Raw genomic sequence first — 17,043 nt, forward strand, 5'->3', positions numbered from 1 at the left:
ATCGGGCATACCGCGCGTTTGCGCCGATTTATCGCCACCTGGGACGCGCGCAAGAGGCCGCTCAATTCGGCGCGCGTGCGGCGCGCCTGCGAAAAAACTTTCACGACGCGTTCTGGATCGAGGAAAAGGGGATTGTCGCGCACGCCTTGGATGGACAGAAAAAACGTGTGGAAACCGCAGCCTCCAATATGGGGCACGTCCTTTTTGGCGGCATTCTCGATCGCGACAAAGCGCAAAAGGTGGCAGCTCGCCTACTCTCTGACGATATGTTCTCAGGATTTGGCATCCGTACGCTGTCAACGCGCGAGATCTCCTATAACCCGATCAGCTACCATAACGGGACCATCTGGCCGCACGACAACGCGATCATCATCGCAGGACTTGCAATCTACGGTTTTCACGAACCGCTCGCAAAAGCGGCGGGGGCGCTCAACCGCACCGCGGCGAAGATGGAGCATCATCGCTTGCCCGAACTTTTCGGCGGGCTCTCCTCCGATCTTGTTCATCAGCCAGTGCCGTATCCCGTCTCTTGTTCGCCTCAGGCGTGGGCGGCCGCAACGCCTTGCATGGTTTTGCAAGCGTTGCTCGGGGCAAGGCCGGATGCGCTCACAGGAATTATCGAGCTGAACCCCGTCCTGCCAGAAGGCGTCGATGCACTAAGCATTGAAGGCATGCGCCTTGGTGAAGCGACGCTGAGCGTGACGCTTGAGCGAAATGAACAGAACCAGACCCGCTATCGCGCGCAGCTTGAGGGTGGCGCGTGGAAGATCGGGACGATCCATTCTGAGAGGGGTGATGCGGAAGAAGTAGACGTAAACGTTCATGGTGTGCAGTGAGCAAATGCAGGTCAATTAGAGGAGGGTCAATTTAAATGAAAAAAATGAACGCAAACAAGTGGTTTGGCATCGCGGCAAGCGGCGCCCTTTTGGCTGGTTTGGTACAAGTTGCACCGTCTTTTGCGGCATCGCACAAAGCGGCACCGCGCAAAGCGGCACCGGTGATCCATCTCACACTCGGTCAGTGGTCTTCTAGTCCCGCTGAGCACCAACTGGTTCTCAACCAAGTCGCGCTCTTTATGAAGGAAAACCCAGGCATCGATGTTTCGGTCCGCGTGGTGACGGGAAACTACCTACAAGTTATGCAACCTATGCTCGCATCCCATACTGCGCCAGACGTTTTTTATGTCGACTCTTCGTACGCCCCACAACTCGCGGCATCGGGCGTCATCATGCCACTCAATCACCTCATTGCGCAGGATCATGTCGCAGTAAAAGACTTCTATCCAAACCTCGTCAAAGCGTTCACATACCGCGGTACGATCTATGGTTTGCCAAAAGACTTCAACACGCTTGCGCTTGAGTCAAATCCTGTGTTGCTTGCAAAAGCCGGAATCAAAACGCCGCCTGCGACATGGGCGCAATTCGCAGCGGATGCCGCAAAGCTAAAAGCCAAGGGCATCGTGCCGATCTCTTTCCCCATCGACGTGGCGCGCTACTATCCATTCATTCGCGACATGGGCGGCAGCTACTACAACACGAGCCGTGCCCTCGCGACGTTCCCGAACAAGAACAACTTTGCGGGTCTTAACTGGTTCATGCAGATGAACGAGAAAGGCTATTTTGTCAATCCGACCCTTCAGGGCGCGAGCTGGGGCGGCCAAGTGTTCGCAGAGGGACGCGCCGCGATGACCGCGGAAGGTGCTTGGATCGTGCCTTCGCAGCAATCGACTGCGCCTAAAATGAAATACAACATCACCAACTTCCCGACGCTAAACGGTCACGACTCGAACATGGTGTACACCGTTGCGTATGAAATGGCGAAAGCCACCAAGTATCCGGCCGCTGCGGCAAAATTGCTGTTTTTCATGACAGGTCCGCAAGCGCTCGCGATGACCGCAAAAAGCGGAATTGCGATGCCTGCGCGCAAGAGCCAAGAGCCGCTGTTCTTAAAAGATTGGCCATCGTATAAAGCGTTTGTCAATGGCGTCAAAGACGCGTATCCATACCAGTTTGGCCTGTTAGGTCAAAACTTTGTCAACGCGATCAACAACGCGACGCAGGCTGGCATTCTCAAGCATCAGAGCGCGCAAACCGTGCTCGGAAACGCCGCCAGCACACTCAGCTCACAAAGCAACTACTAATCTGTCATCTCTCGCGTGCGTCTCGCGTCGATTCTGCGGGGCGCACGTGAAATTTTGAGGAGGGGGTTACACCGTGGGGGTGGAATTGGCGAAACTTCCGAAGATGAAACGTCGCCGCATCACGCGCAGTGCGGTCGATCAAGCGTTGGCTGGCTATCTTTTTGTTTTACCTGCGCTTGCTTCGCTCGTGATCTTTTTGTTGGGACCTATCATCTATTCCTTTTATATCAGCTTCCAACACTTCAACTATCTCGATCCGCAAGCGGCTACCTGGGCTGGACTTGACAACTATCTCCATCTCTTCGTTGATCCCGTCTTTTTGCAGGCGCTATGGAACACGTCTTTGTATACGCTTATCGTCGTTCCCGTACAAACCGCGCTCTCGCTGTTTCTCGCGCTGATCGTCGAGCGCATTCGCGGAAAAAGCTTTTTTCGCGTCGCCTATTATCTCCCTTCTGTCACATCTTCTGTCGCTGTCAGCGTGATGTTTGTTTTTATCTTTGGACAGACGGGCCTTTTAAACAACTTTCTTTCTATTTTTGGGATTCAGGGGCCAAACTGGTTGAACAATCCGTCGACGGCGCTTCTCGCCGTGATGATGATCGGTGTGTGGACGACGGTCGGACAGTTTATGATCATCTATCTGTCGGGGTTACAATCGATTCCTGAAGACGTCTATGAAGCGGCGTCGATCGACGGCGCCGGGGGCGTGTCAATGCTTCGCTATATCACTGTTCCGCTCCTGAGGCGGACGACGTTTCTGATCGTGGTCATGGGAATGATTGGTACCTTTCAGTTGTTTGACACGGTCGATGTTATCTCAAACGGACAGGGCGGCCCGATTGGCAGCACGATGACCGTGGTGCTCGACATCTTTAACAAGGCGTTCCGGGATATGGCCATGGGCTACGCGGCTGCGATGTCGTTCTTCCTTTTTGTCATTATTCTTATCCTGACACTGATTCAGAATTTCGTGCTCGGGAGGGAGAATCAATGATGAAGACGCTAAAGGAAAAGAAAAGGATGGGGATTGGCGCCATTCTGTTTTATGTGGTGGCCATCGGTTATGTTTTTGTCACGCTGTCTCCCTTTTTATGGTCGATCTATACGTCGCTAAAGCCCACCTCGGAAGTGTTTACGACATTTGTTCCGTGGAAGACCTTGACCCTCAGCAATTACACGTACATCATGGGGCAGTTCCCGTTTGCGCGCTGGTTGCTCAATAGCTTGATTGTCGCTGTGCTTGTCACGCTCGGCAATCTCGTCGTCAACACGCTTGCCGGGTACGCGTTTGCAAGGCTCAAGTTTCCGGCGCGCGGCTTTTTGTTCTATTGTTTTCTTGCGATCATGATGATCCCGGGACAGGTGCTGCTCGTGCCGATCTACATCATGCTTTCACAGATTGGTTGGATTGACACCTACCAAGGCTTGACCGTTCCTTTTCTCATGAACGCGTTCATGATCTTTCTCGCTCGCCAGTTCTTTCTTGAGATGCCAAAGGATTTGGAAGAGGCGGGGCGGATCGACGGATTGTCCCACTGGGGCGTTTTTTTCCGGATCTATCTGCCGCTTGCGTCGCCGCTGCTCGCGGCGCAGACGATTCTCACATTTCAGGGAAACTGGAACTCGTTTCTCTGGCCGCTCATGCTTGAGACGAGACAGCATATGTATACATTGCCTGTCGGGCTGAATTCGTTTTATGGTCAGTACAACGCTTACTGGAACAGCGTTTTGGCGGGATCGATCCTGCTTACCATCCCAATGGTCGTCGTGTTTCTCGTTTTTCAAAAACAGTTTATCAAAGGAATTGCAACGACCGGAATCAAGTAACCGTGCGTCGATGAACCAGTATTCACGCCTGATTTCGCATCATCTGAGGCTCACTCGCGCGAGTGAACTCAGGTGGTGCGAATTTTTTTACATTAAAGCGACATCTTTATCCTTTCTTTAGATTTGCCTGCTACTTTGAGAAAGTGAAAACAGCAGAAAAGGACTGAATGGAGGACGAACATGGCAGAGCAGGCAGCCGTCACACTTCAGAACGTGACCAAACGCATCGGCGCAAAGACGCTGGTGGACAACCTCTCGTTTGAAATTCCCGCGGGGGAAGTATTCGGGTTTTTGGGACCGAATGGCGCGGGGAAGACGACGACGATTCGCATGATGGTCGGACTGATCTCGATGACGCAGGGCAAGGTGCTCATCAAAGGGCACGACGTGGTGCGCGAGCATCGCGCGGCGCTCTCGCAAATCGGGTGTATCGTCGAGAACCCGGAGTTGTACAAGTTTCTGACAGGGTATCAGAACCTTTTGCACATGGCGCGCATGACGCCTGGCACACCGCGCGCGCGCATTGATGCGGTCGTCGAGATGGTGGGCCTGCAAAAGCGGATTCACGAGAAGGTCAAGACGTATTCGCTCGGGATGCGCCAACGCCTGGGTCTTGCTCAGGCTTTGCTGCATCGTCCGTCCGTGCTCATTCTCGACGAACCGACAAACGGTCTTGACCCAGCTGGCATCCGCGAGTTGCGCGATATGCTGCGCCGCCTCGCGCGCGAAGAAGGAATGAGCGTGATCGTGTCGAGCCACTTGCTCTCGGAGATGGAACTGATGTGCGATCGCGTGGCGGTGATCGCGCAAGGGAAGCTTATCCACGTGGAGCGCGTGCAGGATCTGATGGCGATTGGCAATGAGGCGCAGGCGACGATCTTTGAAGTCGCGGACCCAGGCGCGGCGCTCTCCCATCTGCGGGAACATTTGAGCGAAACGTTTGAGATGGTCACAGAGAGTGCAAAAGCGATTCGCCTCACCTTGACGCGTGACCAGATTCCGCAGGTGATCGAGACGCTTGTGCTCGGAAAAATTCCTCTGTATGGCGTGCAGACACAAGGCAAAACGCTCGAAGATACCTTCTTGCAGATGACGGGAGATGGGGTCATTGCTTAATCTGATTCAGAATGAGAACATGAAAATCTATCGCCGGATGCGCTCGTGGATTCTTGTGATCATCATGGTCGGCATCGTCATTCTGACGGGGACACTCATGAAAACGCATCAGGCGCCGATCCCTGCAAATTGGAAATCATCCTTGACGATTAGCGATCAGTCGCTGAAAAATGCTGTGACGAGTCCGAATATGCCTGCACGCGTCAAGAGCACGCTTGAATTGACACTCAAGAAAAACGAATATGCGATTGCGCACAACATCGCGCCGAGCGCAACGACGGCCTGGGGCTTTGCGACGACGATTGAGCAGCGTGCGATCGGTGTTCTCATCTCCGTTTTTGTCGCCATCGTGGCGGGAGATATCGTGGCGGGGGAATTCTCGACAGGGACGATCAAACTGCTATTGACGCGACCGCAGAGTCGCGGGCGGATCCTTCTCTCGAAGTACATTGCCACGCTGCTCTTCTCCTTATTTTTAATCGCGGTTACCATGGTCGCGTCGCTCGTCGTCGGGGGGATTCTCTTTGGCTTTGGCGGTGTCGACCAACCGTATTTGTACCAAGCGGCAAGCGGTGCGATTCAACAGGTCAACATGGTCGCTTATCTGTTCATCAATTACGGGTATAACAGCATCACGATGATCATGATTGCCACGATTGCCTTTATGATCTCGACCATTTTTCGCAGCAGCGCCGTGGCGATCGCCATCTCCATTTTGTCGCTCTTCATCGGAAATACGCTGGTGTTTGTGCTGAGTTCGTATTCGTGGGATCGCTACATCCTGTTTGCGAACACCGATCTCTCACAGTATCAGTTCGGCACACCTGTTCTATCAGGCATGACGCTTGGATTCTCGATCACCATGCTCGTCCTTTACTTTGTCGTGATGAACGCCCTCTCGTGGTATCTTTTTAGAAAGCGTGATGTATCGCTCACGTAATCCCTGAAGTTTGTCGACTGGGGGAATCTGATGCAGGAACATATTCTTGTCGTGGACGATGAACCGGAGATTTGCATGTTTCTAAAGGAAGTCCTGGAACGCGTCGGGTATCAGGTGGAAACGGCGCATTGCGGCGACGAAGCGATCGCTCGTGTCAAGACGGGTCCGCAGCCGGATTTGATCGTGCTCGACGTGATGATGCCAAGGATGAATGGCTTTGAAGTGTGCGAACAATTGAGGCGGTTGGTCAACTGTCCGATTCTGTTTTTAAGCGCACGCGATCAGGAGGCGGATCGCGTGCGCGGACTCATCGTCGGGGCCGATGATTATCTCGTCAAACCGTTTAGCGTCAAGGAGCTTCGTGCGCGCGTGCACGCTCATTTGCGCCGAGAAACGCGGGCGCGGGCGGATGACGGCCCGCGCCTGATTCGCGCCGGGGCACTGTCGATCGATTCGCAGGGAGGCGTCGTCGCGGTGAAAGGTGAGCGGGTTCCGTTTACGCAGCGTGAGTTTGCGATTCTCATGTTCCTAGTATCACACCAAGGGCAGGTGCTCTCAAGAGAACAGATTTATGACACAGTGTGGGGGATGGAAGCACAAGGCGATGCGGCTACAGTGACGGAACACATCAAAAAGATTCGCGCAAAACTCGCCGTCTTTGATACGGAGCGATCGTATATCAGTACAGTATGGGGTGTGGGGTATAAGTGGGAGAGGGAAAACGGAGAATTCGCCACTCGATCCGAAAGCAGATGATCCTGAGTGTGATTCTGATCGGCGTGTGCAGTTTTGCGGCGACCCTCGCCACCTATATCCTCGCAGCCCATTTGGGCGTTTTCGCGGGACAACAACGGGTGATGCAAAAAGGCGCAAAACTGGAGGCGCTCGTTCGCGTGCAAGGCGCTGCTGTGCTGAATCGCCGCTCAGAAAGGAGTCTGACAAAGGCGTTTCCGCGAACGCTTGGCGTCTATGAAGTGATGCGTCCTGATGGAACGCCGCTTTATGGCAGTGAGACGCACAGGTTGTACGACTCTGCCCAAAGCGTCGCGCGGAATTTGAACATCGAGAATGTGCAACCTGTGCGCGGGATGATCGGCGGGACCGTGACGAGGCTCACGCCTGTGCTTGGGGCAAGCGGGGCGCTTGTCGGCGCGGTGTATTATGCCTTTTCGTTCCATCCGTTTGGCGGGAACACGGATTTTTTTCGGGTTTCACTCGTCATTGTAATGCTCATGACTCCCTTTTTCTTCATTGGACTCTTTACGTACCTCTTTTCACGCAGGTTGAGTCGAAAGGTCAATGGTCCCGTGCAGGCGTTGATGAGGGCGATCCAAAAGATTCAAGCGCGCGATCTCGATTTTGTCGTTGAAGAGAAAAGCGACAATGAATTGGGTGATTTGCTTGAAGCGTTTGAAAAGATGCGCCAAGACCTCAAAGAAGCGCTTTTGCGTCAGTGGGCGCTCGAAGAGGAGCGGCGGGAACTCTTGGCGGCGATTTCGCACGATGTGCGCACGCCACTCACGATGATCCGCGGTCACGCAGAATTGCTGGATGAGATGGATGAACTACCGTCAACTGCGGCGCGCTACGCAGAGACGATTTTGCGCAATGTCGATCGCGTGACGCATTTGATGAGTGATTTCCACACGGTGGCGGAGCTGGAGCGCGGGCAGTTTGCGATTCGGCCGCGACTCGTTGCGCTGCGTGAGTTTCTTGGCGCGAAAGTCGTTGAGTATCAAACGTGGGCGGCGGCGGCAGATGTGATTCGTGTCGATCTGAGCTATGGTGACGTGCCAGGTGGCGTGAACGCGGTTGATGAGAGTGAGCTTTTGTCGAGAGGTGGCACTGGGTTGATCATGATGGATCCGGATCGATTCGCGCAGATTCTGGATAATTTGATCGCGAATGCGCTGCGCTTCACGCCGCGCCACGGTCAGATTCACTTGAGCGTTGAGCAACGTGAGGATGGCTTGTCTGTGCGCGTGCAGGATTCTGGCCGCGGCTTTATGGCAGGTGATGAGAGTAAAGTGTTTCGCAAATTTTATCAGAGCGACCCTTCGCGCACGGAGGGAGAGCATCATCGCGGACTCGGGCTCTATATCGTAAAGACGCTTGTCGAGGCGTGTGGCGGAACGATTGCCGCGAGGAATGCTCCGACGGGCGGTGCGATTGTGGAGTTTTTCTTGCCGGTGTCACCTAGTAGTGGACCCTGATGATCTCAGGTCGGATGGATTATGCATATTTAATACAACTTCTAAAAATAATGTTGTTGACAATAAGTAAGTGATTGTAGTAAAGTGAACCCATGATCAGTAACTTGTAAAAAGTTAGATGATATCAAGGGGGAAGCGAAATTGAATACAGGTCTTCTTATCATTCGTCTTGTCATTGGGCTCACCTTTGCAGGGCACGCAACACAAAAATTGTTCGGTTGGTTTGGCGGGTACGGACTCAAAGGGACGGGCGGTTGGTTAGAGTCCATCGGACTGAAACCGGGATACCTTATGGCACTTCTTGCGGGTCTCGCCGAACTGGCGGGTGGATTGCTTTTTGCCTCCGGAATCTGGTTCCCTGTCGGTTCAGCTTTGATCATCCTGACCATGCTTATCGCCATCGTCACAGTTCACGGCAAAAATGGCTACTGGGTGACGCAAAACGGTATTGAGTACAATGTCGCGCTTATCGCGATTTCGCTCGGTCTCGCGCTTGTGGGGCCCGGCTCGCTTGTTCTTTAAAGAATAAAGAAGATTGATCCAATCAAGAGGTACACCAGGCTGTGCGCAGTGGCGCACAGCCTATTTCACTTTATACCAATGAATCCATAATTTGAGGGTACAAACTTTTGCGTTGTCCACGTATAATTGCGCTCATGTTCGAATTTAGTCAGCACACGCTGAATCAGCACACGCGTAGGACAACACGCTGAATCTGCACGCGTGCAGTACGGGGGATCTGAGTCCGCAAGGACGTGGGGTGAATCGCCGTCAGGCGTAGGGTTGCTCTCGACCCGAACCCGTCAACTAACCTCGGAAGCGAAAGGGAGGTTTTATAATGAATAAGAAATTATGGGCATTTTCAACGCTCGCTACGATCGCGCTTGGTGCATCCAGCTTAGCGCCCGCATTCGCCGCAACGGTCACGGTTCAATCAGGCCAGTCGCTCTGGTCAATCTCGCAGCAACAACACGTGACGCTCACAGGTCTTGAACAAGCGAACCCATCCATCAATCCAGCCAATCTGCTCATCGGTACGGTGTTACAGCTTCCACAAGGTACGTTATCTTCATCTTCCAATACCTATACGGTACAATCTGGAGACACCTTTTGGACGATCGCATACGCGCATCACGTGTCACTGTCAGCACTTATCGCGGCGAATCCGAACGTCCAGGCGAACAATCTGCTGATCGGCAGCACGCTCGCACTTCCGGCAGGGGCACAAGTCGCTACGCAGCAGACAACATCGGCAGCCACCTCCACAGGCGTCGGAACGGCAGCGACGCAACCCGCAGCAGGCAAGAGTGTGTCGTCCTCTGCGCCGACCACGGCGAGTGGAGCGCAAAGCGGTTACACCGCATCCGATCTGTACTGGATGGAGCGGGTGATTCACGCAGAGGCGCAGGGCGAGCCGCTCGCGGCGCAAATCGCAGTGGGTGACGTCGTTCTCCATCGCATGGAACAACCAAACGGGCCAACGTCAGTGCAGGGTGTCGTTTTTCAAGTGATCAATGGGCACTACCAATTCACGTGTGTGCCTCAAGGCACCATTTATCAGGCGCCTGACGCGACAAGCGTCACGGCGGCGCTCGATGTCCTGCAAAGCCATCAAGACGTGGTTCCCGGGGCGCTCGTGTTTTACAACCCGGCACAGACACCTGCCTCGAGTTGGGTGCGGCAACAACCGTATCTTGCTTCGATCGGCAACTTTGTATTCGCAAAATAAGAGATCATCGTGTGATTCATTCGCTGAATGAGAAGGCCTTGCGCATCGCGCAGGGTCTTTTCGTCATTCTAGAGGGGGTCTGAATGGATGATGCGGTCATGTCAAATGGATGATTTGATAATCGTCGGAATGGATCTTGCAAGTTTATGAACGAATTGTAACGGAATGTCGAGAATCGAAGGACATCGCGTTTAAAACGCGACGTTAAGGGGGGAAAACGTGTTAGTGTATGGAGCGAAGTGGTGAATTGCGATGAAGTTAAGACAACCTACATCGCGCAAAGATTAGGTTGCGCCACTTGTTTTATCAAGCAAGAGAGGAGGAGTTTATGTGGCAAGGAACAGGAAAATCCTTCGTCGATTCAGTTGGGTGGTCATGGCTTCCTTATTATTGACGGGATGCAGTACGCAGATTCCCGTTTTGCAGCCGCAAGGGCCCGTTGCACAGCAAGAGTTCGGACTTATTGAATGGTCATTCTTTCTGATGTTGATTGTTGCGATTGTCGTTTTCATCCTGTTTGGCGTGTTTATCTACCGCTATCGAAATACGCCGAACAATAAGGCGCCTTATGAACCCGATATGGAAGGCAGTCGCAAATTGGAGTTTATCTGGACGCTGATTCCAGTCGTCATCGTTTTGCTGATCGCAGTGCCTACCGTGCGCACAACATACGCTTTGCAGGCGCCACCATCGACGGCAAAAACGGATCCGCTTGTCATTAATGTGACCAGCGCGGCTTGGAAGTGGGTTTTCCAGTATCCGAAAAGCGGCCTGGAAACGGTCAACTACTTGGTTATCCCTGCCAATGAACCAGTTCAGTTTAACCTGACGTCTGTAGGGCCGATGAATACGTTCTGGATTCCATCGCTTGGCGGAATGGAGTTCAACATGCCAAACGTGACGCTCGGTCTGTGGCTTCAGGCGGATCATCCAGGTATTTATCTGGGGAGAAGCGCGAATTTTTCAGGCGTTGGTTTTGAACACATGTCTTTTACAGTGAAGGCGTTATCGATTCCACAGTTCAACACATGGGTTTCTGCGGTTAAAAAGACAGCCCCTGCGTTATCGAGCGCGGAGAATAACCAGATCCTTTACACGCACGGTTTGTCGCCAAAGCTCACGTTTTCATCCTATCCGTCGACAACAGCGACGGGCACGGCAGGTATGTCTGGAATGTAGGGAGGGATTGCAATGCTTCCAAGGTATTTTTATAACTTCAGCACGTTTATGTCGATGTTTCCGCACAATTACCTGATCTACGGTGCGGACGTCTCCATTGTCGGTGCGACGGCGCTCATCATTTTTGTGCTTACGTACTTTAAGAAATGGAAGTGGCTGTGGGATAATTGGATCACCACGGTTGACCACAAACGCATTGGTATCATGTACATTCTCGCGGCATTCGCCATGTTCTTCCGTGGCGGAACCGACGGCCTTTTAATGCGCACGCAACTCGCGCTTCCCAATCTGCATTTTTTGAGCGCACAACACTATGATGAGATCTTTACGACGCATGGCACCATCATGATCCTCTTCATGGCGATGCCGATGCTGATTGGGCTCATCAACGTGGCGGTGCCGCTTCAAATCGGTGCACGCGACGTCGCGTTTCCTTATTTAAATGCGATCAGTTTCTGGACATTTTTCTTCGGTGCGATGCTTTTCAACATCTCCTTTGTGTTTGGTGGATCGCCTGACGCAGGGTGGACGAGTTACGCTCCACTCTCTGAACTACAGTTTGATCCAGGACCTGGTGAGAACTATTACCTGCTTGGACTTCAACTCGCCGGAATCGGGACGATTGCCACAGGCGTCAACTTTCTCGTCACCATTCTAAAAATGCGCGCGCCGGGCATGACGCTCATGAAAATGCCGCAGTTTACGTGGGCGACATTGATCACTTCAATCATTATCATCTTTGCGTTTCCTGTGCTGACCGTTGCGCTCGCGCTTTTAACGATTGACCGATTGGCTGGCGCGCATTTTTTCACAATCGCCGCGGGCGGTATGCCGATGATGTGGGTCAACCTGTTCTGGATTTGGGGTCACCCGGAGGTGTACATTGTCATCCTGCCAGCATTTGGCATTCTCTCGGATGTGATCAGTACATTCTCTGGCAAAAAGATTTTTGGATACACAGCGATGGTCGTGTCACTCGCTGCGATCGCGGCGCTCAGCTTTACCGTTTGGGTGCACCACTTCTTCACGATGGGCGCAGGCGCCGCTGTCAACTCGTTCTTTGGCGTATCGACAATGCTGATCGCCATTCCGACGGGTGTGAAAATCTTCAACTGGCTGTTTACGATGTATCGCGGACGGATTCGCTTTACGACGCCGATGCTCTGGGCGCTCGCGTTTATCCCGACGTTTGTCGTCGGTGGAATGACAGGTGTAATGCTCGCGGTCGCTCCCGCCGACTATCAGTATCACAATAGCTACTTTCTGGTCAGCCACTTTCACTACGTGCTGATCGGCGGAACGGTCTTTGGTGCGTTTGCAGGAATTTATTACTGGTGGCCGAAAATGTTTGGTCACAAACTGAATGAGCGTTTGGGACGCTGGCATGTCGGCACATTCGTTCTCTTTTTCAACATGACCTTCTTCCCGATGTACATTGTCGGACTCATGGGCATGACGCGTAGGATGTACACCTATCCGTCTGGCCTCGGTTGGACCGCGCTCAATCTGATTGAAACGATCGGCGCGTTTGGACAGGGTGCTTCGATGATGATCATGGCGGTCAATATTGTGAGGAGCATCAAGTTTGGTGAACGGGATGTGACGGGGGATATCTGGGATGGTCGCACGCTCGAATGGTCGACCACCTCACCTGCGGCAGAGTACAACTTTTCCGTCTTGCCACAGGTCACCTCCGTGGATGAGTGGTGGGAGGAGAAGAAACGCGGGGTTGTCCGTCCAGATCACGCGACCTTCAAGCCGATTCACATGCCGAACAACTCTGGTTGGCCGTTTTTGATCGGGCTCTCCTTTTTCATTGCAGGATTTGGACTCGTCTTTAACTGGTGGCTCTCAGCGATCGTCGGTGCGCTCGGGATCATCACATTCTTGTTCCTGCGATCGTTTGACTACAACACCGATCACTACATCCCGGTTGATGAAGTAAAACGGGTTGAAGCCGCGGCAGGGAGGTAATCAGATGGCCTATTCAATCCCTTCAGACGACCACGAACACGCGATTGATACGAGTGGACCGCTTGAGTATTCGACCGAAGAGAACAAGCTCAAGATTCTCGGTTTCTGGGTCTTTCTCGGCGCCGAATTCGTCCTATTTTCCTGCCTGTTCGCAACGTATATCGTGCTGCACGGCAACACGGCGGGCGGACCAACCTCGCAGCAACTGTATGACGTAAACGGCTTTATGACGGAGACGATGCTGTTGCTTGTCAGCAGTTTCACGTCAGGGCTTGCCATTCACGCGATGCGCAACAACCAGAAGAATCAGATGATCGTTTGGTGGATCATCACGATGGGCCTTGGCGCCGGATTTGTCGGCATGGAGATCTCGGAGTTTGTTCACTACGTCTCGATCGGCGCGACCATCTCGCGCAGTGCATTTCTCTCCGGGTTTTTTACGCTGGTCGGAACGCACGGCGCGCACGTGACGCTTGGATTTTTCTGGATGCTTTCCATTCTCATTCAGATCATCCGCAAGGGAATCACGCCGATTACGGCGCGCAAGGCATTCGTCGTGAGCCTCTACTGGCACTTTCTCGACGTGGTGTGGATCTTTATCTTTACGGTCGTCTACCTGACGGGTAAGGTGGTGTAATCGATGGACACATCGCATCATGATGGATACGAACACACAGCAGTCAGCACACATCGCGAAGGATTTCCGTGGAAGGATATCATTGGCCTTGTCTTGTCACTCGCATTGACGTTTACCTCTTTACACATTGTGTTGACGCATGCGCTTCCGATCGGGGCATTGATTACAGCGATCGTCGTTTTAGCGGTGTTTCAGTTATTCGTTCAGCTCTTTCTCTTCATGCATTTGACGGAGAAAACGGGGACGCGCTCGAACATTGGGGCGATGGCTTTCGGACTCTTTGTCGCGTTTACGATCGTGGCGGGATCGATTTGGATCATGGCGTTTAACTCGTCATCATCCTGACACGGCTTGAGTTGTGACTGTGAGACGTTTCACAAAGAACTGTCGACTAGCTTGTCGGCAGTTCTTTTGTGTGCAGTTCTTCCTGTGCAGGTTGATCGAGGTTGCGCTGTACGTAGAGATAGATGGCGTTGAGAAAGAGCATGCCCATGGTGACATAGAACACGGAGCGTATCGAGTAAAGTGCCGCCACATTACTCCCGATGAGAGGGCCGATCAAATTGCCGAGAAAGACGGACGACGAGTTGATTCCAAACGCGACCGCCTGAAGATTTTCCGGCGCCTTCTTTTTGACGAGGACATTGAGGGACGGAATCATACCGCCGATGAACAACCCGAGCAGTGCGCGCCCAATGAGCAGGACAGTCATATTGGTTGCGAGCGCCTGGGGAATGTAGGTTATCATGGCCATGATCAGCGCGACGATCAGCACACGCCGTTGCCCAATGCGATCGCTGATGCGCCCGAGGGTGGGGGCACCGATCAGGTTTGCGAATCCGCTTGTCGCGACGACGAGTCCCGCCATCACGGCGAGATGCGGGCCAGTATAGATCGTTTTGGCAAATAAGGTAACAATCGGCTCAATCGTCATCATGCCTGCCTGAATCGTGATTGACGCGATGAATACGGGGAGGAGTGGACGAAGCGCATGGAGCCGCGTGCGATTGGACTGGGGCTGCGGTCTTTCTGTGCGCTTAGGTTCGTGCACAAATATGAACACGATAAGGCTTGCGAGAATGAGCAGCGCACCGGTGAGGTAAAAAACACCCTTAAAGCCGAGCGTTTCCGACAAAAATCCGCCTACGAGTGGGCCGAGCAGAGAGCCTGCAATCGCGCCCGTTTGTAGGGTGCCAAGCGCGCGTCCGGAGTGTTCAGTCGGCGTTGTTGAAGCCTGAAGCGAGACGGACATCGAAATAAATCCAGAAAAAACGCCGTTGATGAGACGCAATCCGAGGAGTTGGAAAGGGGATGTCACAAATCCCATCAGCGTCGTGATGATACCCATGCCGATTCCGGCGCGCAGAAGCATCGGTTTTCGACCAAAACGGTCGGCCATCGCCCCCCAGATCGGTTGAAAAATGACAGACGTTACAAACTGAATGGCATATATGGAACCACTCCAACGGTCGAGCGCCTGCGGTTGATGCACGCCGAGCGTCTCGATGTATAAAGGGAGGAAAGGGAGAATCAGGCTCATCCCGGCGGTTACCGCAAAGTTTGAAAACCAAAGAATGACGAGCGTTCGCTTCCAATTCATGCTGATCACCCTCGTCTGTTTTGAAAATAGAGGCGCGAAATCGTCTCCTGTTCATTCTATATGAAATGATCATAATAAATTTCGTGATTCGAATCAAAGGTTATGTGAGCGTTTATGGAACGAGCGGTTTGCGTGTGTTACCATGGGGGTGCAGAGGAATCTCAGTGTCGCTGTTCACTTATTCAGCGATGTTTTTTGTTCATTGGAGGACTCGGAATGGATACCCATCGAATTGTTCTTCTAGGCGGCGGCTACGGTGGCATGTATTTTATGCGAACACTGCTTGCGCGGCTTCCTGACCATGTGGAAGTGACGCTGATCGATCGCTTGCCAAAAAGCCCGCTCAAGACAGAATTCTACAGTATTACGGCGGGGACGACATCGCTCAAGGATGTCACAATGCCGTTTCCGACACACCCCAAGCTGACATGCATCTTTGATGAAGTGCTCTTGATCAATCAGGAACAAAAGACCGTCACCTGTCGGGAACAGGGGGATGTAGCGTATGACACCCTCGTGGTGGCTCTCGGGTGTGTGGATCGCTTTCACGGGATTGCGGGAGCGGAAATGTACAGCAACAGTCTACAGAGTTTGAAACGCGCCCAGATGACGGGACACGACATTCTGACCATGGACGCGTACCGCTCCGTCGTCTTGATCGGCGCCGGACTCACAGGCATTGAGTTGGCGGCTGAACTGCGCGAGTCGCGGCCAGACCTGAATGTTACCATTGTGGATCGGAATGACAAGGTGTTAAAAGGATTTTCGCCAAAATTGCAGGAATATGTCGAGTCGTGGCTCACAGAGCATGATGTAACCATTCTGCACGGGATACAGACGGAGCGGATCGAGCCAGACCACATCGTGCACCAGCAGGGGACGATCCCGTTTGATCAACTCGTGTGGACGGCGGGCATCCAGGCGAGTCCGCTCATCCGCTCGCTGCAGTGTTCTTTTGATTCGATCGGACGAGCAGCGGTGAATGAGTGGCTTCAGCTTCCGGGTGATCCGGCAGTCTTCGTCATCGGCGACAGCGCCGCTTCTGTCCATCCCCCGTCTGCGCAACTCGCGGAGTTTCACGGTGAATACGCGGCGCAAACGATTCTCTCCCTCCTTCAGAATGAACAGCCGAAACAGCGCGAGTATCAGAATAAAGGTCAACTCGGATCACTCGGAAAAGGAATGGGGTTTGGCCAGGTCAAAGGCATTGACCTGGCAGGAAAGATTCCCCGTTTATTGAAAAGCGGTGTGTTATGGTCCTATAAGAAGCATGTCGAAAAGACAACCGTTCTCACGAAGGAGTGACGCGTTTGAAAAAAAGGGTTCCCTACGGTTCATTTCCTTCCCCGATTCACACTGAACTCTTTGTAAAGGGTGCGCGCTCGTTTGACCAACCGGTGGTTTTTGGCGATCAGATCTACTATTTGGAATCGCGCCCCGAGGATGAGGGGCGATCGGTGATTGTCAGTGTCGATCGCGCTGGGAGGCGAAGAGACGTTACTGGCGCTCCATTCACCGTACGCACGCACGCGCATGAATATGGGGGAGGCGCGTATGCGGTTGGGCGCGATAGCGTCTACTTTTCGCACGGTCGAGACAATCGCATCTATGAATTGCGTCACGATGCGTCGCCCCTGCCACTGACGCGTGAGTTCAACGTGTATTTTGCCGACCTACTCGTGGAT

Annotated in this window: 16 protein-coding genes, 1 pseudogene and 1 riboswitch; of the genes and pseudogenes, 16 read left to right on the forward strand and 1 reads right to left on the reverse strand. The window is 53.0% G+C overall.

The genetic code is table 11. The features are described from left to right. From AYW79_RS12915 to qoxD, 14 genes are all read left to right on the forward strand, one after another. Positions 1-836 (forward strand): amylo-alpha-1,6-glucosidase (locus tag AYW79_RS12915; RefSeq protein ID WP_272481852.1); only part of this gene is annotated, 836 nt, incomplete at its 5' end. 35 nt (positions 837-871) lie between these two features. Beyond that, entirely contained in the window at positions 872-2,140 is a 1,269-nt protein-coding gene (locus tag AYW79_RS12920) for an extracellular solute-binding protein (protein ID WP_067566714.1), read from the forward strand. Between the two features lie 73 nt (positions 2,141-2,213). Continuing rightward, the gene (locus tag AYW79_RS12925) at positions 2,214-3,137 is read left to right on the forward strand and encodes a carbohydrate ABC transporter permease (protein ID WP_231877879.1); all 924 of its coding nucleotides are present in this window, start codon (positions 2,214-2,216) and stop codon (positions 3,135-3,137) included. Next, on the forward strand, positions 3,134-3,970 hold the full coding sequence (locus tag AYW79_RS12930) for a carbohydrate ABC transporter permease (RefSeq protein WP_231877880.1): 837 nt from the start codon (positions 3,134-3,136) through the stop codon (positions 3,968-3,970). Before AYW79_RS12925 ends, AYW79_RS12930 begins: the two co-directional genes overlap by 4 nt. A 180-nt stretch (positions 3,971-4,150) precedes the next feature. Beyond that, positions 4,151-5,086 (forward strand): ABC transporter ATP-binding protein, encoded by a 936-nt coding sequence (locus AYW79_RS12935; RefSeq protein ID WP_067566716.1) that lies wholly within the window; start codon positions 4,151-4,153, stop codon positions 5,084-5,086. Next, on the forward strand, positions 5,079-6,026 hold the full coding sequence (locus AYW79_RS12940; protein ID WP_067953262.1) for an ABC transporter permease: 948 nt from the start codon (positions 5,079-5,081) through the stop codon (positions 6,024-6,026). The genes AYW79_RS12935 and AYW79_RS12940 overlap by 8 nt, the downstream gene beginning before the upstream one ends. Before the next feature lie 30 nt (positions 6,027-6,056). After that, positions 6,057-6,782 carry a response regulator transcription factor gene (locus AYW79_RS12945; protein ID WP_067566718.1) on the forward strand — a complete coding sequence of 242 codons (726 nt, stop codon included), beginning with the start codon at positions 6,057-6,059 and terminating at the stop codon, positions 6,780-6,782. Next, positions 6,734-8,239, forward strand: coding sequence for a sensor histidine kinase (locus AYW79_RS12950; RefSeq protein WP_156481890.1), 1,506 nt, complete (start codon positions 6,734-6,736; stop codon positions 8,237-8,239). The genes AYW79_RS12945 and AYW79_RS12950 overlap by 49 nt, the downstream gene beginning before the upstream one ends. Positions 8,240-8,380: 141 nt before the next feature. Further along, entirely contained in the window at positions 8,381-8,761 is a 381-nt protein-coding gene (locus AYW79_RS12955; RefSeq protein WP_067566720.1) for a DoxX family protein, read from the forward strand. Between the two features lie 175 nt (positions 8,762-8,936). Then, positions 8,937-9,074: riboswitch (cyclic di-AMP (ydaO/yuaA leader) on the forward strand. A gap of 3 nt (positions 9,075-9,077) precedes the next feature. Further along, positions 9,078-9,968: a cell wall hydrolase gene (locus AYW79_RS12960; RefSeq protein ID WP_067566723.1), complete on the forward strand. Its 891-nt coding sequence runs from the start codon at positions 9,078-9,080 to the stop codon at positions 9,966-9,968. Between the two features lie 330 nt (positions 9,969-10,298). Next, positions 10,299-11,147, forward strand: a complete 849-nt coding sequence (locus tag AYW79_RS12965) for a cytochrome c oxidase subunit II (RefSeq protein ID WP_067566724.1) — start codon at positions 10,299-10,301, stop codon at positions 11,145-11,147. Positions 11,148-11,195: 48 nt separating this feature from the next. Beyond that, on the forward strand, positions 11,196-13,121 hold the full coding sequence (locus AYW79_RS12970; RefSeq protein ID WP_067566740.1) for a cbb3-type cytochrome c oxidase subunit I: 1,926 nt from the start codon (positions 11,196-11,198) through the stop codon (positions 13,119-13,121). 4 nt (positions 13,122-13,125) lie between these two features. After that, positions 13,126-13,758, forward strand: coding sequence for a cytochrome aa3 quinol oxidase subunit III (qoxC, locus tag AYW79_RS12975; protein ID WP_067566727.1), 633 nt, complete (start codon positions 13,126-13,128; stop codon positions 13,756-13,758). A gap of 3 nt (positions 13,759-13,761) precedes the next feature. Continuing rightward, positions 13,762-14,103 (forward strand): cytochrome aa3 quinol oxidase subunit IV, encoded by a 342-nt coding sequence (gene qoxD / locus AYW79_RS12980; protein ID WP_067566729.1) that lies wholly within the window; start codon positions 13,762-13,764, stop codon positions 14,101-14,103. A gap of 46 nt (positions 14,104-14,149) precedes the next feature. On the opposite strand, the gene AYW79_RS12985 is transcribed toward qoxD, so the two are convergent. Continuing rightward, positions 14,150-15,358 (reverse strand): MFS transporter, encoded by a 1,209-nt coding sequence (locus AYW79_RS12985; RefSeq protein WP_067566732.1) that lies wholly within the window; start codon positions 15,356-15,358, stop codon positions 14,150-14,152. 216 nt (positions 15,359-15,574) lie between these two features. On the opposite strand from AYW79_RS12985, the gene AYW79_RS12990 reads away from it, so the two are divergent. Continuing rightward, positions 15,575-16,663, forward strand: a complete 1,089-nt coding sequence (locus tag AYW79_RS12990; protein ID WP_067566734.1) for an NAD(P)/FAD-dependent oxidoreductase — start codon at positions 15,575-15,577, stop codon at positions 16,661-16,663. Between the two features lie 5 nt (positions 16,664-16,668). After that, a pseudogene (locus tag AYW79_RS12995) lies at positions 16,669-17,043 on the forward strand (S9 family peptidase); the annotation flags it as partial.

It is taken from the genome of Ferroacidibacillus organovorans, from assembly GCF_001642725.1.
GTDB classification, from domain to species: domain Bacteria; phylum Bacillota; class Bacilli; order Alicyclobacillales; family SLC66; genus Ferroacidibacillus; species Ferroacidibacillus organovorans.

Excerpts from the sequence above, each read along its gene's own strand:
- AYW79_RS12960 (WP_067566723.1), top strand. The coding sequence starts at position 9,078 with ATGAATAAGAAATTATGGGCATTTTCAACGCTCGCTACGATCGCGCTT.
- qoxC (WP_067566727.1), top strand. The coding sequence starts at position 13,126 with ATGGCCTATTCAATCCCTTCAGACGACCACGAACACGCGATTGATACG.
- AYW79_RS12920 (WP_067566714.1), top strand. The coding sequence starts at position 872 with ATGAAAAAAATGAACGCAAACAAGTGGTTTGGCATCGCGGCAAGCGGC.
- AYW79_RS12945 (WP_067566718.1), top strand. The coding sequence starts at position 6,057 with ATGCAGGAACATATTCTTGTCGTGGACGATGAACCGGAGATTTGCATG.
- AYW79_RS12930 (WP_231877880.1), top strand. The coding sequence starts at position 3,134 with ATGATGAAGACGCTAAAGGAAAAGAAAAGGATGGGGATTGGCGCCATT.
- AYW79_RS12935 (WP_067566716.1), top strand. The coding sequence starts at position 4,151 with ATGGCAGAGCAGGCAGCCGTCACACTTCAGAACGTGACCAAACGCATC.
- AYW79_RS12970 (WP_067566740.1), top strand. The coding sequence starts at position 11,196 with ATGTCGATGTTTCCGCACAATTACCTGATCTACGGTGCGGACGTCTCC.
- qoxD (WP_067566729.1), top strand. The coding sequence starts at position 13,762 with ATGGACACATCGCATCATGATGGATACGAACACACAGCAGTCAGCACA.
- AYW79_RS12990 (WP_067566734.1), top strand. The coding sequence starts at position 15,575 with ATGGATACCCATCGAATTGTTCTTCTAGGCGGCGGCTACGGTGGCATG.
- AYW79_RS12985 (WP_067566732.1), bottom strand. The coding sequence starts at position 15,358 with ATGAATTGGAAGCGAACGCTCGTCATTCTTTGGTTTTCAAACTTTGCG.